The 24,822-nt window shown below is 62.0% G+C and carries 23 protein-coding genes; 11 read left to right on the plus strand and 12 right to left on the minus strand.

The window, feature by feature from the left end:
• Positions 1-27 precede the first annotated feature (27 nt).
• Both asd and ycaO read left to right on the plus strand, forming a co-directional pair.
• Entirely contained in the window at positions 28-1,131 is a 1,104-nt protein-coding gene (gene asd, locus Q9290_RS08485) for an aspartate-semialdehyde dehydrogenase (RefSeq protein ID WP_306079421.1), read from the plus strand.
• Between the two features lie 120 nt (positions 1,132-1,251).
• Entirely contained in the window at positions 1,252-3,006 is a 1,755-nt protein-coding gene (gene ycaO, locus Q9290_RS08490) for a 30S ribosomal protein S12 methylthiotransferase accessory factor YcaO (protein WP_371930909.1), read from the plus strand.
• A gap of 234 nt (positions 3,007-3,240) precedes the next feature.
• Here the strand turns inward: ycaO and Q9290_RS08495 are convergent, their stop codons facing one another.
• The 4 genes from Q9290_RS08495 to Q9290_RS08510 all read right to left on the minus strand — a co-directional run bounded on the left by Q9290_RS08495 (position 3,241) and on the right by Q9290_RS08510 (position 6,791).
• Positions 3,241-3,975: a DsbA family protein gene (locus tag Q9290_RS08495; RefSeq protein WP_306079214.1), complete on the minus strand. Its 735-nt coding sequence runs from the start codon at positions 3,973-3,975 to the stop codon at positions 3,241-3,243.
• A 142-nt stretch (positions 3,976-4,117) separates the two neighbouring features.
• Entirely contained in the window at positions 4,118-4,744 is a 627-nt protein-coding gene (locus tag Q9290_RS08500; RefSeq protein ID WP_306079215.1) for an energy-coupling factor ABC transporter permease, read from the minus strand.
• Between the two features lie 11 nt (positions 4,745-4,755).
• Positions 4,756-5,457, minus strand: coding sequence for a DUF3108 domain-containing protein (locus Q9290_RS08505; RefSeq protein WP_306079216.1), 702 nt, complete (start codon positions 5,455-5,457; stop codon positions 4,756-4,758).
• 14 nt (positions 5,458-5,471) lie between these two features.
• Positions 5,472-6,791, minus strand: coding sequence for an MFS transporter (locus Q9290_RS08510; protein ID WP_306079217.1), 1,320 nt, complete (start codon positions 6,789-6,791; stop codon positions 5,472-5,474).
• Between the two features lie 132 nt (positions 6,792-6,923).
• Between Q9290_RS08510 and Q9290_RS08515 the strand changes: the two genes are divergently transcribed.
• Positions 6,924-7,562, plus strand: coding sequence for a response regulator transcription factor (locus tag Q9290_RS08515; protein WP_306079218.1), 639 nt, complete (start codon positions 6,924-6,926; stop codon positions 7,560-7,562).
• Positions 7,563-7,598: 36 nt separating this feature from the next.
• Here the strand turns inward: Q9290_RS08515 and Q9290_RS08520 are convergent, their stop codons facing one another.
• Together Q9290_RS08520 and Q9290_RS08525 are read right to left on the minus strand one after the other, a co-directional pair.
• Complete coding sequence (locus Q9290_RS08520) at positions 7,599-11,066, minus strand: hybrid sensor histidine kinase/response regulator (RefSeq protein WP_306079219.1); 3,468 nt, start codon at positions 11,064-11,066, stop codon at positions 7,599-7,601.
• Positions 11,063-12,208, minus strand: coding sequence for a 3-phenylpropionate MFS transporter (locus Q9290_RS08525; RefSeq protein ID WP_306079220.1), 1,146 nt, complete (start codon positions 12,206-12,208; stop codon positions 11,063-11,065). Before Q9290_RS08525 ends, Q9290_RS08520 begins: the two co-directional genes overlap by 4 nt.
• Before the next feature lie 87 nt (positions 12,209-12,295).
• On the opposite strand from Q9290_RS08525, the gene Q9290_RS08530 reads away from it, so the two are divergent.
• Positions 12,296-13,198 (plus strand): ChaN family lipoprotein, encoded by a 903-nt coding sequence (locus Q9290_RS08530; RefSeq protein ID WP_306079221.1) that lies wholly within the window; start codon positions 12,296-12,298, stop codon positions 13,196-13,198.
• A gap of 2 nt (positions 13,199-13,200) precedes the next feature.
• On the opposite strand, the gene Q9290_RS08535 is transcribed toward Q9290_RS08530, so the two are convergent.
• A complete protein-coding gene (locus Q9290_RS08535; RefSeq protein ID WP_306079222.1) occupies positions 13,201-14,562 on the minus strand; it encodes a GGDEF domain-containing protein in 1,362 nt (453 codons plus the stop codon).
• 151 nt (positions 14,563-14,713) lie between these two features.
• On the opposite strand from Q9290_RS08535, the gene Q9290_RS08540 reads away from it, so the two are divergent.
• From Q9290_RS08540 to Q9290_RS08555, 4 genes are all read left to right on the plus strand, one after another.
• Positions 14,714-15,046 (plus strand): DMT family transporter, encoded by a 333-nt coding sequence (locus Q9290_RS08540; protein ID WP_306079223.1) that lies wholly within the window; start codon positions 14,714-14,716, stop codon positions 15,044-15,046.
• Between the two features lies 1 nt (position 15,047).
• Complete coding sequence (locus tag Q9290_RS08545; protein WP_306079224.1) at positions 15,048-15,767, plus strand: glycerophosphoryl diester phosphodiesterase; 720 nt, start codon at positions 15,048-15,050, stop codon at positions 15,765-15,767.
• 197 nt (positions 15,768-15,964) lie between these two features.
• Positions 15,965-17,344, plus strand: coding sequence for a DEAD/DEAH box helicase (locus Q9290_RS08550; RefSeq protein WP_306079225.1), 1,380 nt, complete (start codon positions 15,965-15,967; stop codon positions 17,342-17,344).
• 153 nt (positions 17,345-17,497) lie between these two features.
• Complete coding sequence (locus Q9290_RS08555; protein ID WP_306079226.1) at positions 17,498-17,995, plus strand: fasciclin domain-containing protein; 498 nt, start codon at positions 17,498-17,500, stop codon at positions 17,993-17,995.
• A 7-nt stretch (positions 17,996-18,002) separates the two neighbouring features.
• Here the strand turns inward: Q9290_RS08555 and Q9290_RS08560 are convergent, their stop codons facing one another.
• The 3 genes from Q9290_RS08560 to hutZ form a co-directional block, all read right to left on the minus strand.
• Entirely contained in the window at positions 18,003-19,184 is a 1,182-nt protein-coding gene (locus Q9290_RS08560; RefSeq protein ID WP_306079227.1) for a benzoate/H(+) symporter BenE family transporter, read from the minus strand.
• Positions 19,185-19,238: 54 nt separating this feature from the next.
• Entirely contained in the window at positions 19,239-19,673 is a 435-nt protein-coding gene (locus Q9290_RS08565) for a CBS domain-containing protein (RefSeq protein WP_306079228.1), read from the minus strand.
• Between the two features lie 134 nt (positions 19,674-19,807).
• Positions 19,808-20,350 carry a heme utilization protein HutZ gene (gene hutZ, locus Q9290_RS08570; protein WP_306079229.1) on the minus strand — a complete coding sequence of 181 codons (543 nt, stop codon included), beginning with the start codon at positions 20,348-20,350 and terminating at the stop codon, positions 19,808-19,810.
• Between the two features lie 525 nt (positions 20,351-20,875).
• On the opposite strand from hutZ, the gene Q9290_RS08575 reads away from it, so the two are divergent.
• Genes Q9290_RS08575 through Q9290_RS08585 form a run of 3 tightly spaced genes read left to right on the plus strand, consistent with a single transcriptional unit; the run spans position 20,876 to position 22,272 of the window.
• Positions 20,876-21,226, plus strand: coding sequence for an energy transducer TonB (locus Q9290_RS08575; RefSeq protein WP_306079230.1), 351 nt, complete (start codon positions 20,876-20,878; stop codon positions 21,224-21,226).
• A gap of 3 nt (positions 21,227-21,229) precedes the next feature.
• On the plus strand, positions 21,230-21,850 hold the full coding sequence (locus Q9290_RS08580) for a MotA/TolQ/ExbB proton channel family protein (RefSeq protein ID WP_306079231.1): 621 nt from the start codon (positions 21,230-21,232) through the stop codon (positions 21,848-21,850).
• Complete coding sequence (locus Q9290_RS08585) at positions 21,847-22,272, plus strand: ExbD/TolR family protein (RefSeq protein ID WP_306079232.1); 426 nt, start codon at positions 21,847-21,849, stop codon at positions 22,270-22,272. The genes Q9290_RS08580 and Q9290_RS08585 overlap by 4 nt, the downstream gene beginning before the upstream one ends.
• Positions 22,273-22,344: 72 nt before the next feature.
• Here Q9290_RS08585 and Q9290_RS08590 read toward each other — a convergent pair whose 3' ends face one another.
• Positions 22,345-23,979, minus strand: coding sequence for a methyl-accepting chemotaxis protein (locus Q9290_RS08590; protein ID WP_306079233.1), 1,635 nt, complete (start codon positions 23,977-23,979; stop codon positions 22,345-22,347).
• A gap of 367 nt (positions 23,980-24,346) precedes the next feature.
• Positions 24,347-24,817 carry a cyanase gene (gene cynS / locus Q9290_RS08595; RefSeq protein WP_306079234.1) on the minus strand — a complete coding sequence of 157 codons (471 nt, stop codon included), beginning with the start codon at positions 24,815-24,817 and terminating at the stop codon, positions 24,347-24,349.
• Positions 24,818-24,822 lie beyond the last annotated feature (5 nt).

The following is a 24,822-nucleotide window of genomic DNA, read 5'->3' on the forward strand; positions in this document are numbered from 1 at the left end:
TCTCTTTCAAAGAAAGGACACTGAATGATGAAAAAAGTAGGTCTGGTCGGCTGGCGCGGTATGGTCGGCTCCGTTCTGATGAGCCGTATGGTAGAAGAAGGTGACTTTGCCCGTATCGATCCGGTCTTTTTCACCACCTCCCAGGCCGGTCAGCCTGCCCCCGACTTTGGCAAAGACGCCGGCACCCTGCAGGACGCCTACGACATCGAGGCCCTGAAGGCGCTGGACGTGGTGCTGACCTGCCAGGGCGGCGACTACACCAAGGACGTTTACCCCAAGCTCCGTGCCGCCGGCTGGAACGGCTACTGGATTGATGCCGCCTCCGCCCTGCGCATGGACGACGAGGCCCTGATCGTGCTGGACCCGGTTAACGGCAAGCAGATCCAGGAGGCCCTGGCCAACGGCGCCAAGACCTTTGTGGGCGGCAACTGTACCGTCAGCCTGATGCTGATGGCCCTGGGCGGTCTGTTTGAGCAGGATCTGGTGGAGTGGGTGTCCGTGTCCACCTATCAGGCGGCGTCCGGTGGCGGCGCCCGTCACATGCGCGAGCTGGTTACCCAGATGGGCATGCTGCGCGACGAAGTGGCCGAAGAGCTGGCCGACCCGGGCTCGGCCATTCTCGAGCTGGAGCGCAAGGTCACCGAAAAAACCCGCAGTGGCGACCTGCCTGTCGACAACTTCGGCGTGCCCCTGGCCGGCAGTCTGATCCCTTGGATCGACTCCCAGCTGGACAACGGCCAGAGCCGCGAAGAATGGAAGGGCCAGGCCGAGACCAACAAAATCCTGCAGTCCGGTGCCGCGATTCCGGTGGATGGCCTGTGCGTTCGTGTCGGCGCCCTGCGCTGCCACAGCCAGTCCTTTACCATCAAGCTGAAGAAAGACGTCTCCATTCCCGAGATTGAAAAGCTGCTGGCCAGCCACAACGACTGGGTCAAGGTGATCCCCAACGATCGCCAGCTGTCCATGGACGAGCTGACCCCGGCCGCCGTCACCGGCACCCTGAGCGTACCGGTAGGTCGTCTGCGCAAGCTGAACATGGGCCCCGAATATCTGTCCGCCTTTACCGTGGGTGATCAGCTGCTGTGGGGTGCCGCCGAGCCCCTGCGCCGCATGCTGCACCTGCTGCCGTAAGCTACCGGCACCGCTGCTGAAAACGCCCGCTTCAAGCGGGCGTTTTGGTTTCCGCTTGTTCAAATTATCGCCTCGGGTTAGGATCGGCCCCCTTTTTTGCCGATCATGCCCGAGGTGCTCATGAAAACCTTTATTCCCAGCAAGGATGCCGCGCTGGAAGACTCCATCAGCCGTTTCCAGGACAAGCTGCAGGCCCTGGGCTTCAACATTGAAGAAGCATCCTGGCTGAACCCGGTACCTCACGTCTGGTCGGTGCACATTCGCGATAAAGAATGCGGCCTGTGCTTTACCAACGGCAAGGGCGCCACCAAAAAAGCCGCCCTGGCCTCGGCCCTGGGTGAATACTTTGAGCGTCTGGCCACCAACTACTTCTTTGCCGACTTCTACCTGGGCCGGGATATCGCCGAGGGCGAGTTCGTGCACTACCCCAACGAGAAGTGGTTCCCGCTGCCCGCCGACAACAGCCTGCCCGCCGGCCTGCTCGACGACTATACCCGGGGCTTTTACGATCCTGAAACTGCACTGACCGCCGAACAATTGGTCGATCTGCAGTCGGGCAACGAGGAGCGTGGCATCTGCGCCCTGCCTTTTGAACGCCAGGGCGATCTGGAAACCGTCTACATTCCCATGAACATCGTCGGCAACCTGTATGTATCCAACGGCATGAGCGCCGGCAACACCAAAACCGAGGCCCGCACTCAGGGCCTGTCGGAGGTGTTTGAGCGCTCCATCAAGAACCGCATCATCAGTGAGCGCATCAGCCTGCCGGCCATTCCCGACGAGGTGATGGCCCGCTACCCGCACATTCAGGAGTCCATTGCCGCACTGGAAGCCGAAGGCTTCCCCATCTTTGCCTATGATGCCTCTCTTGGCGGTCGCTTTCCGGTGATCTGCGTGGTGCTGTTCAACCCGGCCAACAGCACCTGCTTTGCTTCATTCGGCGCCCACCCGCGCTTTGAAGTGGCGCTGGAGCGCACCGTGACCGAGCTGCTGCAGGGCCGCAGCCTGAAGGATCTGGATGTGTTTGTACCGCCTTCGTTCGAGGACGACGAAATCGCCGATCACCACAACCTGGAAACCCACTTTATCGACTCGTCGGGTCTGATCAGCTGGGATCTGTTCCAGGACCAGGCCGACTTTGACTTTGCCGACTGGGACTTCAGCGGCAGCTCCGAGGAAGAGTTCAACCACCTGATGGCCATCTTCAACGAGCTGGAGCAGCCGGTGTACATCGCCGACTACGAACACCTGGGCGTGTATGCCTGCCGCATTCTGGTACCGGGCATGTCCGACATCTACCCGGTGGAAGATCTGGAGCTGGCCAACAACAACATGGGCGCCGGCCTGCGCGCCACCCTGCTGAGCCTGCCCGGCAGCGATGCCGACGGCGAGCAGCTGATGGGCCTCTATGACCGGCTGGAAGAGGAAGGCCTGGACGACTTTACCCGGGTGCGCGAGCTGATCGGCATCGCTCCCGACAAGGGCACCGCCTGGCATACCCTGCGGGTGGGTGAGCTGAAATGCATGCTGGCCCTGGCCGCCGGCGAGCTGGAAACCGCCCTCGACTACGCCGACTGGACCCTCAGCTTCAACGCCTCCGTCTTTATCGAGGAACGCGCCCGCTACTACCGCTGCCTGAAGGCCTCGCTGGAGCTGCACCTGTCCGACGACCGCGAGCCGGAGCAGTACCGTGCCGCCTTTGGCCGCATGTTCGGCGAAGACGTGGTGACCGAGGCCTGGGCCCAGATTGCCGGCAGCGCCCGCTTCCACGGCCTGACCGCCGCCGACGAAAGCCTGAAAGACTTCGCCGCCCACCAGGCGCTGCTGGCCACCTACGAAAAGCTGCAAAAGGCCAAGCGCGACGCCAGCTGGTGATGTGCAAACAGGTTTCGGCATGGTTCAACCCGTCATCCTGACGAAAGTCAGGATCTAGCCGCAGGAAGATACCGGGTCAAGCCCGGTATGACGAACCTTTAAACGCGGTGCAATGTTTACCCGTTGGGTTTGGATCACGTCTTTAAGGCGATTGATATAAGTCGGAATCTGCAACAAAAAGACCCGGGCCTTGGCCCGGGTCTTTTTTTTCTGCACCCTAATCCCCGCTTTTAATTACGACTTCTGCTTTTTCAGAATATCCTTCAGGCCGGCTTTGTCGATGGCGCCGGGCACCAGGGTGCCGTCGGGGAACACCAGTGCCGGGGTGCCGTTCAGCCCCAGGGCGCGGAACAGGGTCAGGTTCTGGTTGAGCTTGTCGGCAATCTCGTCGCTGTCGGCCCTGGCCTGCAGAGCCTTGGCGTTCAGGCCGGCCTTGTCGGCAATGGTCGCCAGCGCTGCCGCCTGAACCCGCTTCTGGCTCATCAGCGCCTGGTGCAGCTCTTCATACTGTTTGGGCGCTTCCTGGGCCGTCGCCAGCGCCAGCCGCGCCGCCTTGACCGAATCCGGGCCCAGAATGCCGATGTCCTTCACGATAATCTTCAGCTCAGGCTCGCTCTTCATCACTTCCAACAGCGTCTGGTTCAGCCGGTGGCAATAAGGGCAGTTGTAGTCGGTGAAATACACCATCTCAATCTCACCCTTGGGGTTACCCATGATGCCGTCGGTGCGGTTGGCAAACAGCTGGGCCGACTGCTTCTCAAGCTGTTTGGCAAACTCGGCCTGCTGGGCCAGACGGTCGTTCTCTTCCAGCTTGACGATGGCATCCCGCAGCATCTCCGGCTCGGCCATCAGGGCTTCCCGCACCCGTTGCTGAAATTCTTCTCGGCTCAAGTCAGCCTGAGCCAGGGCCGGTGTCGCCAGGCTGAGCGCCAGCACGGGAGCCAGAATGTTCAGTACACGATATTTCATGTTGTTCTCGCTTGTAAGCAATGAGTCGGCACAGCCTACCAGAGCCGGACGGCCACCAGAAGCCGTGTTACTTGTTGATCAGGTAGCCCCTGTCATAAAAAATACACACCCACCGGAAACGACAGGCCACCAGAAGCCCCCGTTATTTATTGATCAGGTAGTCCCTGTCATAAAAAGTGCACACCCACTGGGGCCGGAACACCACCAGCAGGGTGATGGCCATGCCGTTGAGCAGCGCCTCGGGAAACAACAACAGCGGCAGTATGCTGAGGTAGTCGTTCTGCACCATCTGCCAGCCGTATTGCCCCGACCACACCATGTAACCGGCCATGGCCAGGCTTTTCACCGCCATGGTCAGCGCCGCATTGAAAAAACCGGCCACAAAGATATACACAAACAGGTGGCGGTACAGATAACTGTAGGTCAGCAGAAACACAAAGTAGCTGACCGCAATGGGCAGGATCACCCCCAGCACCAGGTTGGCACCGAACTCGGGCCAGGTTTCAAAGCCAAAGGCGGTCACCAGCAACAGCGCCAGCAGCGCCATCAGCTGGCTCAGCCGCCAGCCCAGCATCAGTGCCAGGGTGGTGAGCCCGAGAAAATGCACCTCCAGGCCCTCGCGAATGCCCGCCTGCAGCATCCACAGGGGCACCAGCGCCATGCCGGCACCAAAACAAAGGTGCTGCCGGCTTTTGTCGGCTATCAGGGCATGCCAGTTAACCCGCCATGCCGCCAGCAGCATCACCGCTGCGCCCAATACCAACATCATGATGAAGGCGCTCAGCGAGCCTGGGCCAGCTGATAGTCCATCTTGCTGAGGGTAGCGGTCACCGACAGCTGGCGATTTTCCTCGTGGCTGATCTGCACCAGCATGTAGTCAAGCTCGGGCGCCACCCAGAAACGGGTTTTGCGCTTGCTGCTGCCCCTGTCCCGCTCCACGATCAGGGTATCCAGGGTGCCAATGCCGGTGCGCAGGGCCTCGGTGCCCACCACCTTGAAGGGCGTGTCCTTGACTTCCCCGTCGCGGATAACCTTGTAGTCAAAGGCATTTTTGCCGGCCATCAGATCACAGCGGGCCTCAAAGAAGAAGCTGACCGGATCGAACACGCCCCCTTCCGCCGACAGCAGCTTGTCGCCGTCCTTGTCCTGATACAGCACCATGTCGGTATTCTGATCGAACACCAGCCGCTCTTCACGGGTCACGCCCAGGGCCTTGGCCTTGTAGCTGAAGCTGTCGGGCCGGGCGGTACAGTCCTGCCAGCCGAAGCTCGCCTTTTGATCCACATCCAGCAACCAGTGGCGCAAAGAGAAATGCACATGGTACCGATCCCGGTTGCGATCGATGGTCAGGGTATTGACGCCCCGGGTGGGGTCGCCGTTAAGAATGACCGAAAACTCGGCCCGCAGCTGCGCTATGTCCCGTGCTGCGGCGGTGGTTGCCATCATCAGGCCGGCCAGCGCCAGCAGGCATTTTTGCAACATGATTGTTCCTCTTGTCAGTGGGCCTGAACATCAGGCAGGCCTTGTGCCAACCATACACCAAGAAGCGTCAGCAGCGAAAACACCAGGATCACCGCCAGCCCCGACAACAGCGCCAGCAGCATGCTCAGGGCGCCCGCCACCAATAACAGCAGGCCCATAAGCGTATTGCTCACTGCCACGTAATCGGTGCGTTTGTCGCCACCGGCCAGATCCACCAGAAAGGTTTTACGCCCCACCCGCACACCGGCGTGAGCCAGGCTAAGCACAAAGATAATGCCGGCAAAATAACCGGCCGGCGCCGTGCCGCCCAGGCTCAGATGCAGCCATACCGCCAGTCCCAGCCCGGCGGCAATCATGCCCGCCAGCTGCATCACCCGCCGGGAGGAGACATCCGCCAGCCGGCCCCAGATCCAGCTGCTGGCAAACTGCGCCAGCCCCTGAGCTATGACCAGACCACCCAGCACCTGCAGGCCGCCGTTATAATCCTGAGCCAGCAGTACGTAATAGGGAGTGACCAGGGCGGTGCACATCAGCAGGGTGCGCACCAGCAAAAAGCGCCCAAAGGCAGCATCGTCCCGCACCAGCCGAAGACTGGCCAGGGCATGACGCCAGCCGTTGACCCCGCCTTCGGTGGCGCCGGGATATTCCCGAATCTGCCGGTAACAGAGCATGCCCAGTCCCCACACCAGAGCCGCCCCCAGCAGGATCAGCACATAGCCCCACACAGGCAAGTCGCCCAGCACGCACAGCAACAGGCCAAACAGCAGGCCCACGCCACCGGCCAGGCTGGCCCCGGTGCCGGTCACCCTGCCCCGCTCGTTCCTGGGAATGGTTTTGCCCAGCACGTCCTTGGCGGCAATGGAGCACAACCCCCGGGACAGGCTCATCAATGCCAGCAGCCCCAGCAGCACCAGGCCGGCCAGCCAGCCGGAAAACAGCAGTGCCGTCAGCGCCATCAGCACCAGGCAGGCAGACTGCAGCCCGGCACCCCACAGCCAGGCGCCCTTGCGCACCGGCAGGTGCCGCACCCGGGCCCCCAGCAGCAGCTGCGGCAGCATGGAGCCACTTTCACGTATAGGCACCAGCCAGCCAATCAGCCACACCGGCGCCCCCACTGCCTGAAACAGCCAGGGCAGTACGGTTTTGGCATTGACCATCAGCTCGGCCAGTGCCGTGGCAAGCCCGGCCAGAATAAGCCAGCGCCGGTTGCCGGCTACCTGGCGGCAGGCGTCATCGGGAATATCCTTGCAGATACGGGCATCTTCGTCGTTATCCAGCAGGCCCGCCAGCCAGGCCCGCCGCTTTCCTGATGGTTCTGTACGGTTGCCAAACATCACTCAGCTCATTTTGTCGGATCACGAAAATAGCGCACGGCAGTTCTCAGCCGGGCTTCAAAGCCCTATCATACAATTAAAAATGGAATCAGCTTCCATTGAATACTTTACCGACACAAGGACTCACCACTCATGGAGATGGGTTACAGCATTATTATTGCCGATGACCACCCCCTGTTTCGCAGTGCCATGCATCAGGCCGTGCAACTGGCAGTGAAAGGCGCCAGGTTGCAGGAAGTGGACAGCATCGACAACCTGCTGCAACTGCTGGCGAACACCGACGAGGTCGACCTGTTGCTGCTGGATCTGAAAATGCCCGGCGCCAGCGGCTTTTCCGGGCTGACCCGGCTGCGCGCCCTGTATCCGGCCCTGCCGGTGGTGGTGGTATCGGCCAGCGAGGAAGCCAGCGTGGTACAGCAGGCCATGCGTCTGGGCGCAGTGGGCTTTATTCCCAAGTCCTCACCCATGCCGACCCTGGTAAGCGCCCTCAATACCGTGCTGGAAGGCGACGGCTGGTTTCCGGAAGGCATCAACCTGGACGATGCTCCCGAGGACGATATGGCCGAGCGGCTGTCGAGCCTCACGCCTCAGCAGTTCAAGGTGCTTACCATGCTGTCGGAGGGCAAGCTCAACAAGCAGATTGCCTACGAGCTGGATGTGTCGGAAGCCACTATCAAGGCCCACGTCACCGCCATTTTCCGCAAGCTCGGGGTCAAGAACCGCACTCAGGCGGTGATCGCCCTGTCCCAGCTGGAAGGCGGCGAGTTCTGAACTGCGGGGAATAGGGAATCCCTAATCCCCAATCCCTTAAGTTACCTTCACCAGATGCTGTAACAGCGCCCGCAGTTTCAGCGGCTTGACCGGCTTGCTCAGGTAACCGAGATCCTGCTGCTGCAGTTGCTGCTGCAGCTCGGGCTGGCGATCGGCGCTGATCACCACCGCCGGAATGCGGCCGAATTCCAGCCGCAGCATGTTGATGGCCGAGACCCCGGTTTCACCGTCGTCGAGATGATAGTCCGAGAGGATCACCTGAGGCTCAAAGCCGTCATGGCACCGTGCCCGGGCCTCGTCACCGCTGCCGGCCAGGGCCACTTCACAGTCCCAGCGTCCCAGCAGGCTCTTCATGGCGATCAGAATATCAGCCTCATTGTCGATACACAGTATGCGCAGCCCCGCAAGCCGGTTGCCTCCGGTCACCGCCACCGGTGCCGGCATGCTGGCCCCGGATTGCGGGTGAGCACGCGGCAGGGTCACGCTGAATACCGAGCCCTTGCCCTCTTCTGACCTGACCCCGAGCCGGTGGCCGAGAATGCCCGCCAGCCCCTGAGCGATGGCCAGGCCCAGTCCCAGTCCCTGCTGGTGGCGCTGACCCGCTTCCAGGCGGGTGAATTCATCAAAGATCACATCCAGCTTGTCGGCGGGAATGCCGGGGCCCTTGTCCCACACCTCTATGCGCACCTGCTCGCCGGCCCGGCGCAGTCCCAGCACGATATGGCCGCCGCCACCGTAACGCAGGGCATTAGTGAGAAAGTTCTGCAATATGCGCCGCAGCAAGCGGGGATCGCTGTGCACCCACTGCCGGCTGCTGACCACCGAAAAGGCCCCGCCCTGCTGCTCCGCCAGCACGCCGAACTCGGCCTTGAGGGTGTCGAACAGTTCCTCAATGGCAAAATCCTGAGGTTTGGCGGTGAGCTTGCCCGACTCCAGCCGGGACATGTCGAGCAAGTCGCCAATCAGCTCTTCCGCCGCCGTCAGCGAGCGGTCGATATGATTGGCCAGCCGCCGGCTTTCGTCATCGCCGGAGGTTTCCAGCCAGGAGGAGGCAAACAGCTTGGCGGCATTGAGCGGCTGCATCAGATCGTGGCTGACCGCCGCCAGAAAACGGCTCTTGGACTCGTTGGCCAGCTCCGCCTGGCGGTTGGCCGCCAGCAACTGCTCGTTCACCGCCGACAGCTCACGAGTACGCTCGGCCACCCGCTGCTCCAGCATGACGTTGGCGTCCTTCAGCACCTGCTCGGCCTGGCGAAAGGTGGTGATGTCGCTGAAGGTCATGACAAAGCCGCCGCCGGGCATGGGATTGCCCTGCACCTCGATCACCCGGCCATCGGGGCGGGTGCGCGACGACACATGGCGGCTGCCCGCCGTCATAAAGGCCACCCGTCGCGACACGTGCTTGTCCACGTTGCCGGGGCCGCACAGCCCCTGTCGGGCGTTGTGGCGAATAATGTCGGCAATGGGCCGGCCCACCCGGATCAGCCCCGGCGGATACTGGAACAGTTCCAGGTAACGCCGGTTCCAGGCCACCAGCCTGAGCTCCTTGTCCACCACCGAAATGCCCAGGCTGATGTGCTCAATGGCGCCCTGCAACAGGCCGCGGTTAAAGCGGAATACGTCGCCGGCTTCGTCAACGATGGTGGCCAGCTCTTCCAGCTCCATGGAGCGGCCCTGTACCGCCGAGGCCAGCACCAGCCGGGCCGACGAGGTGCCAAACACCCCGGCCAGCACCCGCTCGGTGTGGCGAATGAGGCTGGCCGGTGCCTGCATGCTGCCTTCCAGGGTGCCCTGCTCGCCGGCGTAGCGGGCAAAGGCACGCTTGACCCTGGCCTCGCCCACAAAGCGCGACGCCAGCTGCTCCAGATCCCGCACCGTCACCTTGGCCCGGTAGACGTCGTCGTCGTCCTTGTGATGGCGCCCCACAAAGGCGGCGGCCTGAAACCGCTCGCTCACCGAGGGCACCGACAGCCAGGAGCCCACCAGGTACCCCGCCAGGTTGCACAGCAGGCTGAGCAGAATGCCCCAGGTGACCGGGCTCATGTCCGCCAGCCAGCCCATGGCCGGCGGCGTCAGCAGCCAGAGCACCACGTTGGTGCTGGCGTCGCCGGCAAACAGCCCGGTTTCCGCCATCAGATTCAGCAGCCACATCAGCATGCCCAGGCTCAGGCCCCAGTAGGCACCGCGCCGGTTGCCGCCGCGCCACAGCAGCCCCAGCACCAGCGGCGGGGCGAACTGGGCGATGGCGGCAAAACTGAGATAACCGATGCGCGACAGGCTGCTGATGTCGCCCAGCCACAGAAACACCAGCCAGGCGGTGGCCATGATCACGATAATGGCGGTGCGGCGCACATTCAGCAGCAGCTGGGCCACGTCCTCAAAACCGGCCCCCTGCAGCTGGCGCCGGCGCAATATCATGGGCAGCACCAGATCGTTGCTGATCATGATCGCCAGGGCGATGGTAGAGATGATCATCATGCCGGTGGCCGCCGAGGCGCCACCGATAAAGGCCAGCATGGCCAGGTTGGGGTGCCCCAGGTCCAGGGGCAGGCTGATGACATAGGTGTCGGGTGAGGTACCCGCCGACAGCCACTGCTGCCCCGCCAATGACAGCGGCAGCACCAGCAACCCGAACAGCAGCAGATACACAGGGAAAATGCGCCGGGCCCAGCGCAGATCCACCTGGCCATGATGCTCCACCACCGCCACATGAAACTGGCGCGGCAGACAGATAATGGCGCTCATCGACAGCAGGGTATACACGCCAATGTCGAGCAGATGGCCGCCACTGACCACGCTTAACGAGGCGATAAAGTCCTCGGTGATCATTACCCGTTGCTGGTTGGGAAAGGCCAGCACCAGCCAGAGCGCAAAGCCACCCACCACTATAAAGGCCACCAGCTTGACTACCGACTCGGCGGCAATGGCCACCATGACTCCGCGCTGATGCTCGGTGGCGTCGATATGACGGGTGCCAAACAGCAGAATAAACAGGGTGAACAGCAGGGTGACCATCAGCGCCACTTCGCCGGCGTCCCGGCCGGCGCCGGCCACCACCTCCGGCGCCATCAGGTTCAGGCCCATGACAATGGCCTTGAGCTGCAGGGCGATATAGGGCAGCACGCCCACAATGGCGATCAGGGTGATAAACACCGCCAGCCGCTGGGACTTGCCGTAGCGGGCGGCGATAAAGTCGGCAATGGAGGTAATGTGCTCACGCTTGGCCACGTTGATCAGGCGGGCGATAAAGCGCCCCCCCAGGGTAAACATGATGATGGGGCCAAGATAGATGGTAAAGAAGGTCCAGCCGTCGGTACTGGCCTGGCCCACGGTGCCGAAAAAGCTCCAGGAGGTGCAGTACACCGCCAGCGACAGGCTGTAGAGCATGGGCCTGAACCGACGAATGCGGTTACCCATGCGCGGCCGGTCGCCCAGCCAGGCCAGCAGGAACAGTACGCCCAGGTAGGCCAGCGCAATGTTGATAACGGTCCAGCCCTGCATCATGTCCGTTTTTGCTCCTTGAACGAGGGCCCGGCCAGCAGCCAGGCCACCGGCAGCACCAGCGCCGCCATTAACCAGAAAGTATGCCCGCCCAGCCCCTCAAAGAGCTGGCCCGACACCATCAGCAGTATTCCCGACACCATGCCGAGGGAAATGGACGCATACAAGGCCTGAGCGCCAAAAACCGCGGCCTCGTCCAACTCCCGGCTGATAAAGCGCACCGCCCCCAGGTGACTGAGCCCGAAACTGCCTGCATGCAGCAGTTGCGCCAGCACCAGCCACATCAGCTCGGTGGTGGCCCCCAGCATCAGCCAGCGGCACAGAGCACAGACCAGGCCCGCCAGCAGCAGCGGCCGCGCGCCCAGATGGCTGAGCCAGCGGCGATCACCGGCAAACACCAGGATCTCCGCCAGTACCCCCAGCCCCCACAGGTAACCGATCACACTGGTGCTGTAGCCCTGCTGTTGCCAGTACAGGGCGCTAAAGCCATAGTAAAAAGCGTGACTGCCCTGCAACAGGGCGGTGATCAGCAAAAACCGCCCCACCCCGGGCCGGCGCAGCACTCGCCCGATGCCCTCGCCGGCGCGGCTGGCCGGCTGCTCCGCCGGCAACGGCCGGGGCTGAGTCAGGGTCAGCAGCAACATCAGCCCCAGCGACATCACCAGGCTGTGCAATATCCACTGGCTGCCCAGCCGCTCGTTAAGCGAGCCCACCACCAGGTTGGCAACGATAAAGGCCGCCGAGCCCCACAGCCGGGTTTTGCCGTAATCCAGCTGAATTTGCACGATATAACGGCTGGCCATGGCCTCGCTCAGGGGGATCAGCGCCGGATACAGCAGGTTCACCAGCACCGTCAGCACCAGCAGGCCGGAATGCGACTGCCAGCCGTAAAAGGCGGCAAACCCCAGCAGGCTGAGCAGGCTCAGCCCCTGCATCACCGGCAGCAGGTGGCGAGCCGCCCGCACCCGGCTCATCACCCCGAGAATGCCCACACAGCGCACCGCCATGCCCAGCCCCAGCAGCAGACCAATCAGCCCCGCCGTGGCGCCGGCGTGGCCCAGCCACAGCGCCCAGTAGGGCAGAAAGGTGCCGTAACCGAAGTAATACAGGGCAAAAAACAGTGAAAGCCAGTATGCGGGCGCCATGATCCGTTTCGAATGAAAAGCAATGCCGGCTATGATAATCACTTTGGTGGCAAATTGCCGTTATCCCTTACGCCAACCGAGGTGACCATGCGCTTGCTGACAACCCTGCTGTTCGCTCTGGTGCTCACCGGCTGCCAGGCCCGGGCCGACGCCCCCCGCACCCTGTTTGACTACCGGCTGCTCGATGCCGGCGGTCAGCCGGTGCCGCTGACCGAGGCCATTCCCCGTCTGGCCGAGGCCGATGTGATCATGGTGGGCGAGCTGCATGGCCATTCCGGCGTGCACCGCTTTCAGGCCGAGCTGCTGGCGGCGCTGCTGGCCCGGCCCCGACCGATGGCACTGGCCATGGAGCAGTTCAGCCGCGATCGCCAGACGGAGCTGAACGCCTATCTGGCGGGCAAGCTGGGCGAAGACGCCTTTATCGAGCAGGCCAATGCCTGGCCGGGGTATCGCAGCGACTATCGCCCGCTGGTGGAGCTGGCCAAGGCCGCCGGCATTGATGTGCTCGCCGCCAATGCGCCCCGGGCCATAGTGCGCTGCATTGGTCGTGAAGGGCCGGATTACCTCAGCCGGCTGCCGGACAGCCACCGGGGCTGGGTGGCCGAACGCCTGACCCTTGAAGACGATGCCTACAAGGCCCGCTTTATGGCCACCCGCTTTCACGGCCAGGCTCCCACCGACAACCAGTTTGCCGCCCAGACCAGCTGGGACGACACCATGGCCGAAAGCATTCAGCGCTATCTGGCGCGCCATCCCGGCTACCGGGTGATGCTGACCGTGGGCCGCTTTCATATCAGTGACGGCCTGGGCACGGTCCAGCGTCTGGCCCGGCGCAACCCAAAGCTCAATATTGCGCTGATCTACCCGGTGCTGCCCGACGAGGCGGCGCCACCGGCGCCCATCTGGTCGCTTCGCGTGCAGGCCCTGCCCGCTTCCCGGCTGCCCGGCGAGCCCCTGCCCGCCATTTCCGCAAGCGCCCCCGACTGCTGAGCTCAGCCCGGCAGGCAGCGGTTGCGGCCCTCGGCCTTGGCCCGGTACAGGGCCCGGTCGGCCCGCTTGATCAGCTGGTCGTAGTCGGGATGGCCGTCAAAGGTGGCCACCCCGCCGCTGAGGGTCACTTGAGTGCGTTTGCCGTCCGGCAGCGACAATTCGCTGTTCATCAGCTTGTCGCGCACTTTTTCCGCCACCGCCAGGGCGTTGTCGGCGCCGGCTTCCACCAACACCACCAGCAGCTCCTCGCCGCCATAACGAAAACAGAAATCGCTGCTGCGCACCGAGCCCGCCACCAGGCTGGCGACCTGCTGCAGCACCATGTCACCGCCCTCGTGTCCGTGGTTGTCGTTGACCTGCTTGAACCAGTCCACATCAAATAAAATGACCGAAAACTCGCCGCCACCGCGCATGGCCAGCCTGACCTCACGGTTCAGCACCGCCGGCAAAAAGCGCCGGTCCAGCAGCCGGGTCAGGGTATCGCGGCCGTGCTCCAGCTCGATAAAACGATCGAACAGGGTGGCCAGCAGGTAAGACAGGGCGCGCAGCTCCCGCTGCAGGGCGGCCATGCTCTCGGCCATGGCGGTTCTGTGCTCACGGGCCTCCCACAAGGCCGGCAACAACTGCAGATCGATGTTGCGCAGCATATGTTCGATTTGCTCCAGCTCCGGCGCCCCCTCAAACACAGACACCGCCTGATGATGAAACCAGAGGCCAAATTCCGCATGACGCAGGGCCGTGGGTGGCGTCTCGTGCTGGTGCAGGGCAAACACCAGCTCCTGGCTCCAGTCGAGCAACGAGGCCCGTTGCCGCTCCCGCTCCACCGACAGATTCATGCCCAGGTTGTGCAGCCGGTAGGCTTCCGCCGCCCGGCTCTTGCGCTCGGACTTGGACACAAAGGCCAGGCTCATCAGCTCCAGGGACAGATCGATCACTTCCACCAGATAGGTGGCCGCCTTCAGCCAGTCGGCGGGCACCGGCCAGCGCTGGGTGACATGCTCCAGCAGGCATTTCTTGTGCAGCCGGGCTCCGGCCGACACCAGGTTGATGGGCAGATTGATGCGCGCATGCACTCTGCCCACCTCGAACTGACGCTCCACCGCCGCCGGGATCTGGGTGACTTCATGCACCGAAAACACCTGCTCCAGCCAGCGGGTCATGGACGCCATCAGCTGGCGGTTCACCTGCTCATGTTCCAGAAAGCGGCGTGCCTCGGGCAGGTCCATCATTTGCTGATAAAAATTTTCCGCCAGTCCCCGGCTGTGAGCCTGCACCAGCTCGCCCATGCGGCTTCTCAGGGACGCATCGTAATCGTGCAGAATTTGCTGCCACTGGGACTGGCCGTACTCGAGAGGATTAATCATAAGGAGAAACTACTTTAGGATTTTTTTATAAATTGTACCGCAACACGGTTTTCAACCCCAGAACGACCAAAGTCGAAGCCAACTGGTGCTCTTCGCTTTTGATTCGATAAGAATTCGGGCACATTGACCTTTTTGCACAACGGAAAGCCCCATGAACGCATACCTGCTGCTGACCCTGGCCATTGCCGCCGAAGTGGTGGCCACCACGGCCCTCAAGGCCTCCGCCGGCTTTACGCGCCCGGGGCCATCCCTGCTGGTGGTGGCCGGTTACGGTCTGGCCTTCTGGCTGCTGGGACTGGTGGTGAAAACCGTGCCGGTGGGGGTGGCCTACGCCATCTGGTCCGGCGCCGGCATCGTGCTGGTGACCCTGCTGGCGGTGCTGTTTTACCGCCAAGTCCCGGACTTTCCGGCCCTGCTGGGCATGGGCCTGATCATTGCCGGCGTGGCGGTCATCCAGCTCTGGTCCAACAGTGGCGGACATTAACATGAAGCTGTGCGGACACCGTGGCGTGGCGGCACTGGCCCCGGAGAACACTCATGCCGGGCTCCGTGCCGCTCACGCTCTGGGCCTGACCTGGGTGGAAATCGACGTACAGCTCAGCCGTGACGATGAAGTGGTGGTGATCCACGATGCCACCGTCAACCGCTGCACCAATGGCCGGGGCCGCGTGCGTGAACTGGAATGGCCCGAGCTGGCCCGGCTCGACGCCGGCGGCTGGTTTGATGCCGCCTTTGCCGGCGAGTCAATTCCCCGGCTGGCGGACTACCTGGGCCTGGCTCATGCCCTGAGCATGAGCGTGAACATTGAGCTGAAGGTTCATTCAGGCGATGACCCAACACGCCTGAGCCGGCGAGTGAGCGAGGTGGTTGCGCAACAGAACCTGCCACCGGAAAACCTGCTGTTTTCGAGCTTTGAGCCGGCCTGCCTGGCGCACCTGCAACAGCTCCCCCCCACCATTGCCCGTGGCCTGCTGGTGGAGCGCCTGCCTCACGACTGGCACACCCGTTTGCTGCAACTCGGCTGCGTAGCCCTGCACTGCAACCAGCGTTACCTCACCGAACGCCAGACCGAGGCCGTCAAGGCCGCCGGCTTTTTGCTGCATTGCTACACGGTTAACGATGTGGCCCGCATGCACACTCTGGCCCAGTGGAGCGTAGACATGATTTTTACCGACGATCCGCGCGGGTATCAACGCCGGCCCTGAGCCAATCGTCATGCCGGCCCCCGCGCCGGCATCTTTCTGCAGACAAAAGTGCCCCCGCCACAGACTTCGGGTCAGACCCGGAGTGACTAATGTCTGGCGCTTTTTATGGCTTTTGCCGCTTTTCTGTTATCATGCCGCTACTTTGCCCACCGGCAATCCCTCAATCGTCCGCCAGGACCTTGTTAGTTCGGAGTCTCATGTCATTTGCTTCCCTCGGCCTGAACGAGAACCTCGTTCAAGCCATTAACGAATGTGGCTATACGGAGCCGACCCCCATTCAGCAGCAAGCCATTCCGCTGGTACTGAAAGGTGGTGATCTGCTCGCCGGCGCCCAGACCGGCACCGGCAAAACCGCCGGCTTTGGCCTACCCATGCTGCAGCGCCTGAGTGAAACCAAGGCCCGCCCCCTGGCCAACGGCCGGGCGCCGGTGCGTGCCCTTGTGCTTACTCCCACCCGTGAGCTGGCCGCTCAGGTGGAAGAAAACCTGCGCGCCTATGCCAAACACACCGGCCTGCGTACCCTGGTGATGTTCGGCGGCGTCAGCATCAACCCGCAAATGAAGGCCCTGGGCCGCAAGGTCGACGTGGTGGTGGCCACCCCGGGTCGATTGCTGGATCACGTATCCCAGCGCTCTATTGACCTCTCCCGGGTTGAAATGCTGGTGCTCGACGAAGCCGACCGCATGCTCGACATGGGCTTTATTCGCGACATTCGCCGCGTGCTGGCGCTGCTGCCGAAACAGCGCCAGAACCTGCTGTTTTCCGCCACCTTCTCCGATGAAATCAAGACCCTGGCGGAAGACCTGCTGCACCAGCCCGAACACATTGAAGTGGCCCGCCGCAATGCCACCGCCGAAACCATTGCCCAGCGCTTCTTTGAAGTGGACAAGGGTCGCAAGCGCGCCCTGCTCAGCTACCATATCGGCCATCACAACTGGCGTCAGGTACTGGTGTTTACCCGCACCAAGCACGGTGCCAACCGCCTGGCCGAACAACTCGGCAAGGACGGCCTGCCCGCCATGGCCATTCACGGCAACAAGAGTCAGGGTGCCCGTACCAAGGCCCTGAGCGAGTTCAAGAACGGCGGCATTCGCGTGCTGGTGGCCACCGACATTGCCGCCCGTGGCATCGACATCAGCGAGCTGCCCCATGTGGTCAACTACGAGCTGCCTCACGTGGCGGAAGACTATGTGCACCGCATTGGCCGTACCGGCCGGGCCGGCAGTGACGGCGAAGCGCTGTCGCTGGTCAGCGCCGAGGAAAAACCGCTGCTGAAGGCCATTGAAAAGCTCATCAAGCAGACTGCCGAACTCGAACAGGTGCCCGGCTTTGAACCCGATCCCAACGCGCCCAAGACTCCTCTTGAGCCTCGCGGTGGTAACCGGGGCCGCAATGGTGGCGGCCAGCAGCGTTCTGGTGGTCAGCGCTCTGGTCAGCGTACCGGCGGCAACCGCAGTGGTGGCAACGCTCAGCGTTCCGGCGGCCAACGTTCCGGCAACCGCAGCGGCAATGGCGACGGCCAGCGCACCGGCGCACCGCGTCGCCGGTCACGGCCTCAGGCCGAACACAGCAGCTGACAATGAACCCCGGGCTGGCCCCGGGGTTTTTATTGAGTCTTCCTTCTCCTGAAAGATATTCGGCACAGCCCGGGTCCCATCCACACGGTGCATTCGCGCCCGTGAGTCCAGTTTGTAATGTTTTTTCTCATTCGAGCATTGCCCGGAGGAAACATGAATACAATGGCACGTCGTTTTTCAGCCAGCTGCGCCGCACTGACCCTGCTGGGCGCCAGCACCGTCATGGCCGCCCATCACGAAGAAAAAGCGGATATTGTGGATACCGCCGTCGCGGCAGGCAGTTTCACCACCCTGGTCACCGCGGTGAAAGCCGCCGATCTGGTAGACACCCTAAAGGGAGAAGGTCCCTTTACCGTGTTTGCGCCTACCGATGAGGCCTTTGCCAAGCTGCCCGACAATACCGTGGCAGACTTGCTGAAACCGGAGAACAAGGAGCAGCTGGTGTCTATCCTGACCTACCATGTGGTGCCCGGAAAAATTATGGCCGCCGATGCCATGAAGGCCGACAGCGCCACCACGGTGCAGGGTGGCGACCTTGCCATCAGCACCTCGGGTGACCAGGTGATGATTAACGACGCCATTGTGGTGCAGGCCGATGTCAAAGCCAGCAATGGTGTGATCCATGCCATCGACACCGTGCTGATGCCCTGAGCAGAGTTTACCGGCCACCCCTGGGGTGGCCGTGTTGTTTTTTCAGGCGCAGCTGATTCAGCCAGTGCACCCCGCCCCCGACCACCAGCCCCCAGAAAGCACTGCCAATACCCAGCAACGACACTCCCGACGCCGTCACCATAAAGGTGAGCAGGGCCGCATCGCGCTCGTGCTCATCGCACAGGGCCAGGGTCAGGCTGTTGCCGATGGTGCCGAGCAGCGCCAGGCCGGCGATGGCCATGATCAGCTCCTTGGGCAGGGCCGCAAACAGCGACACCACGGTGGCGGCAAACAGCCCCATCAGAATATAAAACAGCCCGGCCCACAGGCTGGCCTTGTAACGCCGTTCGGGCGCGGCATCCACTTCCGGCCCCATGCAGATGGCGGCGCTGATCGCCGCCAGATTAAAGGCAAAGCCGCCAAAGGGCGCCAGCAGCACACCGGCGAAGCCGGTCACACTCACCAAAGGCGAGGCCGGTACCTCATAGCCGTGGGCCCGCAACACCGCCACCCCAGGTACGTTCTGAGAAGCCATGGTCACCATAAACAGCGGTATGCCCACGCCAATCAGGCTGGCCAGGCTGAACTCGGGCCACATCAGCAGGGGGCTCGCCGGCTGCCAGTCGAGCCGCTCCAGGTGCAGCAGCCCCTGCCCCGCCGCCAGTGCCAGCCCGGTGAGCAAACACAGGGGAATAACATAACGGGGCAGCCGCTGGCGCAACGCCAGATACACTGTCAGCATGGTGATCACCAGTACCGGTGCCGTTTGCACCGACACAAACAGATCCAGCCCAAAGTTAAGCAGCACGCCCCCCAGCATGGCCGCCGCCAGGCCGCCGGGCAACAGCCGCATGATGTGATCAAACCAGCCGGTGAGACCACAGATCAGCAGCAACGCCGAGCTGAACAGAAACACCCCCACCGCCTCGCTCATGGGCAGGCCGGCCAGGGCGGTCACCAGCAGCGCCGCACCGGGCGTGGACCAGGCGGTGAGCACCGGCTGACGGTACCGCAGGGTCAGCAGCAGGGTGGTCAGGCCCGATCCCAGCCCCAGGGCCCACATCCAGGAGCTGGTCTGGGCCTGGCTGGCACCGGCGGATGCCGCCGCCTGAAAGATAATGGCGGCCGAGCTGCTGTAGCCGACCAGCACGGCAATAAAGCCCGCGGAAAGATGAGACAGGCTGAACATGAAAGCTCCAAAAAAAAGGCGCAGCCGGGCTGCGCCTTTGAGAAATGAGAAAGATTAATGCCGGGTTTTCAGCAACTCGGCGCACAAACGCACAAAGTCGGACGAGGTGACCATGCCCTGCAGCCGGCCTTCTTCATCCACCACCGTCAGGCAGCCGTGCTTGTTGCTGAGAAAAAAGTCCACCACCTCGGTGAGCGGTGCCTGCACGTCCACGCTTTCCATGTCTGCGTCGATAATTTCCATTACCCGGCACTGGCGCTCCCGCCGCTCCAGAGCGCTGACGCCATAGTCGGACAACAGGCTCATGATGGTGGCGATCATGCGCTTTTGCGTGAGCACGCCCAGCAGCTTGCCGGTGAGCGGATCCACCACCGGAATATGGCGAATGCTTTTCTCCCGCATCAGATCGTGAGCGTCTTTGAGGGTCGCGGTCTGATCCAGGGTCAGCAGATCGCGGGTCATGATGTCGCCAACGTGTTCCAGGGCCATGAGAAACTTCCTTTTTCTGGTTCGTCACGATTAACACAAAGTATGTGCCCTGTTTTGGCACAGCGCCGCTTTGGTTGCAAACAAAAAACAAAAAGCCCACGCAAATCAGTGACTCACGGGCTTGTTTGGGGGGTTTAACCGCGCTTGCCGGCCACCAGGGGCCGGTGACCGCCGGTCAGGGGCTGCACGTTCACCAGGTCGTCGCCGCTTACCGCAAAAGCCTGACCAAAGCCCTTGACGAACAATCCCTGAACAGGCACCAGCCGGAACAGATGAAAGTCGCCGAGGCCGGTCAGGCCGGTGACGGTGTCGCCATGGCGCTCGGTGAGCGCCGCTATGCCTGCCTGCCAGGCCTCGGTGTTGCGTTCCACCCGCTCGGGACAGGCGTCAAAGGTCAGCCGCCTGCGGGCAAACAGGGTGCGGCAGTCCTGCTCATCCTCCACCATCATCAGCGAGACGACCGGGTTGGCCAGCAGGTTTTGTGTGTGGCGAGCCAGCTCGCTGATAAGAATGTAATAACCGTCTTCCCGCAGGGCAAAGGGCGCATAGCTGACGTTGGGCATGCCCTCGGCATTTACCGTGGCCAGCATCAGGGTTTTTATGCTGTCCCGAAATTCATACATTTCCGGCGCCAGCCGGCCCTGCCGCCGCGCCTGTTTCTCTGTGTTATCTACCATGTTGCCATTCCTTCAGGCATGAAAGACCGTCATCCAACCCGTTTTTTCGATGCGACCAGGGGCAACCCTGACCATACAACAGCCCTCACGGGACGGGAAGCTCGGCACTCGGTAGAAACAAACAGATAAATGAAACCCATTATCATTACCATAGACATCATCATAAAAATACGTATGCTATGGCACTCCGTGCCTCTCTCTTAAACCTGACCGGGAGTTACCTTGAGTGTTCGACGCTACGGCCTCTTTGCTGTGACCTCACTGCTGCTGCATGGCTTGCTGGCTCATGCGATGGAGCGAACCCCCATGGAAATTGCACTGGCGCCGGCTGACAACCCGGGGCCCATCAGTGTGCGCATGTTGCCTGCCGTGACCACGCCGCCGGAGCCGCCAAAACCGGCCCCCAGGCCGGAGCCGAAACCAGAGCCGAAACCAGAACCCAGGCCGAAACCGAGACCGGAACCCAAGCCGACGCCGGAGCCGAAACCGAGACCGGCACCCAGGCCGGAGCCGGTACCCGAAGCCTTGCCCGAGCCCCCACCCGAGCCGGTCAAGCAGGCACTCAAGCCACAGACTCAGACCAAAGACAGCGCCCCCAAGCGCATTGAAAAGCCGAGCTTCCGCACCCGGCCCTCCCCCATTGCCTATCCGGTGCAGGCCCGGCGCCGCGGCCTTGAAGGCACCGTGATAGTGGAAGTGTGGCTGGATGAGCAAGGCAAACAAACCAAACGGGTGCTGGCCCGCTCCTCCGGCGTGCAAGTGCTCGACAAAACCGCGCTCAAGGCCATCGCCAGGTGGCGTTTTTCCGCCTACGTGGAAAACGGCCAGGCCCTGGCTCACCGCGTACAGATCCCCATTCGTTTCAAACTGGACTAAATCATGGCGTTTCTTAATCAATTGCATTCACAACTGGGCCTGATGAGCTGGCCCCTGATCGTCTGCTCCATCATCACCCTGGCGCTGTGGCTGGAACGCAGCCTCACCCTGCTGTGGACCAGCCTGCGCGGTGAGCAGGAAAAGCGCCGGCTGCGCAAAGAGGGCCTGTCCTACCCCGACAGGGACGACAAAACCCCGGCATCCGTGATGCTGCAGGGGTGCAGGCTGCTGGTAGAGCATCAGGAATGCTCCAAGGCCATTCGTGAAGACCTGGCCGCGGTCTGGCTGCAGCAGCAGCGCGGCCGGCTGCATTCCGGCCTGCGGGTGCTGACCCTGGTGGGCGTCATCAGCCCGCTGCTGGGCCTGCTGGGAACCGTGTTGGGCCTGATAAACATGTTCAAAAGCATAGGCGAAAGCGGTGAGCCGGTCACCCCGGCGCTGCTCGCCGATGGCCTGGGCCTGGCCATGAGCACCACTGCCGCCGGCCTGCTGATTGCTCTGCCCGCCATTGCCGGGGCCCAGCTGTTCGGTCTCTGGGCCGACCGCCTGCTCGACCGCCTGACCCACGAGTTGAACCGCTGCAACCTGTTTCTGGAAGGGCTGGGGCTGGGAGGCCGTGCATGATCAAAAGCCCGGAGGCGAACCAGTCCGCTTGGCGCGCCATGACCCCCGACATTACCCCCCTGCTCGATATCATTTTTATCGTGCTGGTGTTTTTGCTGCTCACCGCCAACATTCCGCTGCAGTCCCTTGAAGTGGACTTGCCCAAAACCGACAGCGAGGCGCTGTCGGTGGTGCAGGACGACAAGAGCATGACCATCAACCTGCTGGCGGGCAGCCCGGCCTGGGCACTGCAGGGAGAAAAATATGAAGACTGGGCCGCCTTCAGGCCGGTGCTGGAAAGCCAGCTGGAAGCCCTGAAAAAGGCAAACCTGATGCTGGCGTCGGACAGCGCCGTGACCGTGGGCAACATGATGAAACTGCTGGCCTTTTTGCAGGAACACGAGATCCAGGCCACCGAGGTCCTGATGGAGAAAGAGCAGTAAATAAAAAAAGGCGGCCTCTGCGGCCGCCGGCCGGTTCTGGCGCTGTATGCTCAGAACCCACCCATTGCATCATCACGCCGACAAACGAAAGCGCCCCACCAGCTGACTCATCTGTCCGGCCAGCCTGGCCAGCTCATCGCTTGCCGACGAGGTCTGGGTCACGCCGGTGGCGCTTTGCTCGGCAATACTGCTGATGGTCACCAGGTTGCGGTCGATTTCTCGGGCCACCTGGGCCTGCTCTTCTGCTGCACTGGCAATAACCAGGTTCATGTCGTTAATCTCGCCCACCCGCTCGGCGATGCGATTCAGCGCCTGCTCCGCCTCACCGGCCATGGAGCGGCTGCGGCTGGCATAATCCGCACTTTGCTGCATTTCATTCACCGACTCGCCGGTGGCCTGCTGAATGGTGGAGATAATTCGCTCAATCTCGGCAGTAGAGCTCTGGGTGCGCTGGGCCAGATTGCGCACTTCGTCGGCGACCACGGCAAAGCCGCGCCCCGCTTCACCGGCCCGGGCCGCTTCAATGGCCGCGTTCAGCGCCAGCAGATTGGTCTGCTCGGCAATGGCCTGGATGACATCCAGCACCTGACCGATATTGGCCGCTTCGGTGGCCAGCCGCTCTACCGTGCCGGAAGTATTGTCCAGCTGATCTGCCAGCTGATCGATCACGCCACGAGTTGCCGACACCTGTTGACGCCCCTCTTCCGCCACCCGGGAGGTTTCACTGGAAGCCGAAGAAGTGCGGTTGGCATTGCCGGCCACTTCTTCTACCGCCGCCGACATTTCGGTGACCGCCGTGGCCGCCATTTGCACTTCTTCATTCTGCTGGCTGATACCTCTGGTGGTTTCTCCGGTCACCACATGCAGCTCTTCCGCTGCCGCCGCCAGCTGAGTGGAGGATCCCTGAATTTCCCGCAGCGTGGTATTGAGCGCCAGCTGCATCTCGCGTACCGACTGCTGCACCTGAGCAATTTCGTCATTACCACTGTGCTCCACTGCATGGCGCAGGTCTCCGTCGGCTACCTGGGCGGCCGCGTCTTTCAGAGTTTCCAGCGGCTGAATAATGCTGCGGATCAGCCACAACGCCAGCCCCCCGCCCAGCACCAGCATAAGCAGCAGCCGGCCAATCACACCATTGCGGGCCTGCTCATAAGCCGTAATGGCATGGTTATATTCCAGCCGGGACTGCTCCAGTTGCACTTCCATCAGACGGTCAAAGCGCTCTGCCAACGGATCGATCAAGGGATACAGCTCCTGGCGCACAAACTGGGTCAGCGCCTGATCATCCTGCCGGCGCAAGATGTCTGCCAGACGGGACAACGGCGCCTTGGTGGCCTTCATCAGCGGCTCCAGTTCCTCGACCAGTCGTGCTTCTTCCGCCACCATCTGGGTCGAGATGTAATCACGCCAGTATATATCTATTTGCCGGTTTGCCTTGTCCAGCTCATCCAGAGCCTGCTCATGGGACAGATCACCACTGCGTACCTTCTGACTGCTGCCCACAATATTCACCGCATACATATCAGCGATCACCTTGAGATCCCGCAGAGGTACCACCCTGTCCTGATACACGGTATTAAGTCCCGCCACACTGCGCTGCAGCGCCGTCAGTCCGCTGAGGGCCATTAACAGACAGCCCAGCAGCAACACCCCGGTCAGCACCAGCAAACGCGTTTTAATCGACCATTTACGCAACATCATCATCATCAGGCTCCATTAGGGACATCAGGTTGGAAGGCAACCACAAGGTATGTTATCTGGTACCGCCATTCGGCACGGCAACGTCGTCACACAGGAAACAATCAAACCGGGTAAATTCTTATACAAACAGCAAAAGGTTGTACAAGCACCGAGAAAGGTTATACAAACACCATTCCCTTGTACAATATTCTTTTTTAAAAATGCTGATCCCTGAAAGCGCACGCTTCAGCGTAACAAAGCGCAATCACATGGCCTGCAAGGCCCTCATGTCAAAATGAACGGCAAAATACAGCGGAGAGAAGACGACTGGCAGCAGTAAAACCAGGACGTGAAAACGCCGGTGCCTGGCACCGGCGTTTTTATACCGAAAGCATCAGAACGGTTTGTAAGGAAGGAACTTGCCGTCCAGGGTGATCACGGCACGGGAGCCGCCTTCCGGATCTTCCACCTTCTTGATATCGGCCTTGAAGTTGATGGCGCTGATGATGCCATCGCCGAACTCTTCATGGACCAGCGCCTTGAAGGTGGTGCCGTACACCTGCAGCATTTCGTAAAAGCGGTAAACAGTCGGGTCCGTCGGCACGCCCGGCTCCAGACTGCCGCGCATCGGAATGGTCTGCAGCAGAGCGGTCGCTTCGGCATCCAGCGCCAGTTTTTCGGCCACCACCGCAGCCGCTTCGGCCGGCAGCGGATGCTGGCCCAGCAATGCCGCGGTAATAAAGGTGGTGCTCAGGCCGGTGCCCTCGGCAAGCTGGGCATAGGACAGGTCCTTTTCGCCCTTGATGGCCATAATCCGATCGGTCAGGGCCAGGCGTGCATCTTTACTGTTTTGAGCATGTAGCATGGTAT

Origin of the sequence: Oceanimonas aquatica, assembly GCF_030732065.1 — a bacterium.
GTDB lineage: Bacteria > Pseudomonadota > Gammaproteobacteria > Enterobacterales > Aeromonadaceae > Oceanimonas.

What these genes read in the sequence shown, in the direction of transcription:
- asd (WP_306079421.1), top strand. Translation starts at nt 28, where the DNA reads ATGAAAAAAGTAGGTCTGGTCGGCTGGCGCGGTATGGTCGGCTCCGTT.
- ycaO (WP_371930909.1), top strand. Translation starts at nt 1,252, where the DNA reads ATGAAAACCTTTATTCCCAGCAAGGATGCCGCGCTGGAAGACTCCATC.
- Q9290_RS08495 (WP_306079214.1), bottom strand. Translation starts at nt 3,975, where the DNA reads ATGAAATATCGTGTACTGAACATTCTGGCTCCCGTGCTGGCGCTCAGC.
- Q9290_RS08500 (WP_306079215.1), bottom strand. Translation starts at nt 4,744, where the DNA reads ATGATGTTGGTATTGGGCGCAGCGGTGATGCTGCTGGCGGCATGGCGG.
- Q9290_RS08505 (WP_306079216.1), bottom strand. Translation starts at nt 5,457, where the DNA reads ATGTTGCAAAAATGCCTGCTGGCGCTGGCCGGCCTGATGATGGCAACC.
- Q9290_RS08510 (WP_306079217.1), bottom strand. Translation starts at nt 6,791, where the DNA reads ATGTTTGGCAACCGTACAGAACCATCAGGAAAGCGGCGGGCCTGGCTG.
- Q9290_RS08515 (WP_306079218.1), top strand. Translation starts at nt 6,924, where the DNA reads ATGGAGATGGGTTACAGCATTATTATTGCCGATGACCACCCCCTGTTT.
- Q9290_RS08520 (WP_306079219.1), bottom strand. Translation starts at nt 11,066, where the DNA reads ATGATGCAGGGCTGGACCGTTATCAACATTGCGCTGGCCTACCTGGGC.
- Q9290_RS08525 (WP_306079220.1), bottom strand. Translation starts at nt 12,208, where the DNA reads ATGGCGCCCGCATACTGGCTTTCACTGTTTTTTGCCCTGTATTACTTC.
- Q9290_RS08530 (WP_306079221.1), top strand. Translation starts at nt 12,296, where the DNA reads ATGCGCTTGCTGACAACCCTGCTGTTCGCTCTGGTGCTCACCGGCTGC.
- Q9290_RS08535 (WP_306079222.1), bottom strand. Translation starts at nt 14,562, where the DNA reads ATGATTAATCCTCTCGAGTACGGCCAGTCCCAGTGGCAGCAAATTCTG.
- Q9290_RS08540 (WP_306079223.1), top strand. Translation starts at nt 14,714, where the DNA reads ATGAACGCATACCTGCTGCTGACCCTGGCCATTGCCGCCGAAGTGGTG.
- Q9290_RS08545 (WP_306079224.1), top strand. Translation starts at nt 15,048, where the DNA reads ATGAAGCTGTGCGGACACCGTGGCGTGGCGGCACTGGCCCCGGAGAAC.
- Q9290_RS08550 (WP_306079225.1), top strand. Translation starts at nt 15,965, where the DNA reads ATGTCATTTGCTTCCCTCGGCCTGAACGAGAACCTCGTTCAAGCCATT.
- Q9290_RS08555 (WP_306079226.1), top strand. Translation starts at nt 17,498, where the DNA reads ATGAATACAATGGCACGTCGTTTTTCAGCCAGCTGCGCCGCACTGACC.
- Q9290_RS08560 (WP_306079227.1), bottom strand. Translation starts at nt 19,184, where the DNA reads ATGTTCAGCCTGTCTCATCTTTCCGCGGGCTTTATTGCCGTGCTGGTC.
- Q9290_RS08565 (WP_306079228.1), bottom strand. Translation starts at nt 19,673, where the DNA reads ATGGCCCTGGAACACGTTGGCGACATCATGACCCGCGATCTGCTGACC.
- hutZ (WP_306079229.1), bottom strand. Translation starts at nt 20,350, where the DNA reads ATGGTAGATAACACAGAGAAACAGGCGCGGCGGCAGGGCCGGCTGGCG.
- Q9290_RS08580 (WP_306079231.1), top strand. Translation starts at nt 21,230, where the DNA reads ATGGCGTTTCTTAATCAATTGCATTCACAACTGGGCCTGATGAGCTGG.
- Q9290_RS08585 (WP_306079232.1), top strand. Translation starts at nt 21,847, where the DNA reads ATGATCAAAAGCCCGGAGGCGAACCAGTCCGCTTGGCGCGCCATGACC.
- Q9290_RS08590 (WP_306079233.1), bottom strand. Translation starts at nt 23,979, where the DNA reads ATGATGATGATGTTGCGTAAATGGTCGATTAAAACGCGTTTGCTGGTG.
- cynS (WP_306079234.1), bottom strand. Translation starts at nt 24,817, where the DNA reads ATGCTACATGCTCAAAACAGTAAAGATGCACGCCTGGCCCTGACCGAT.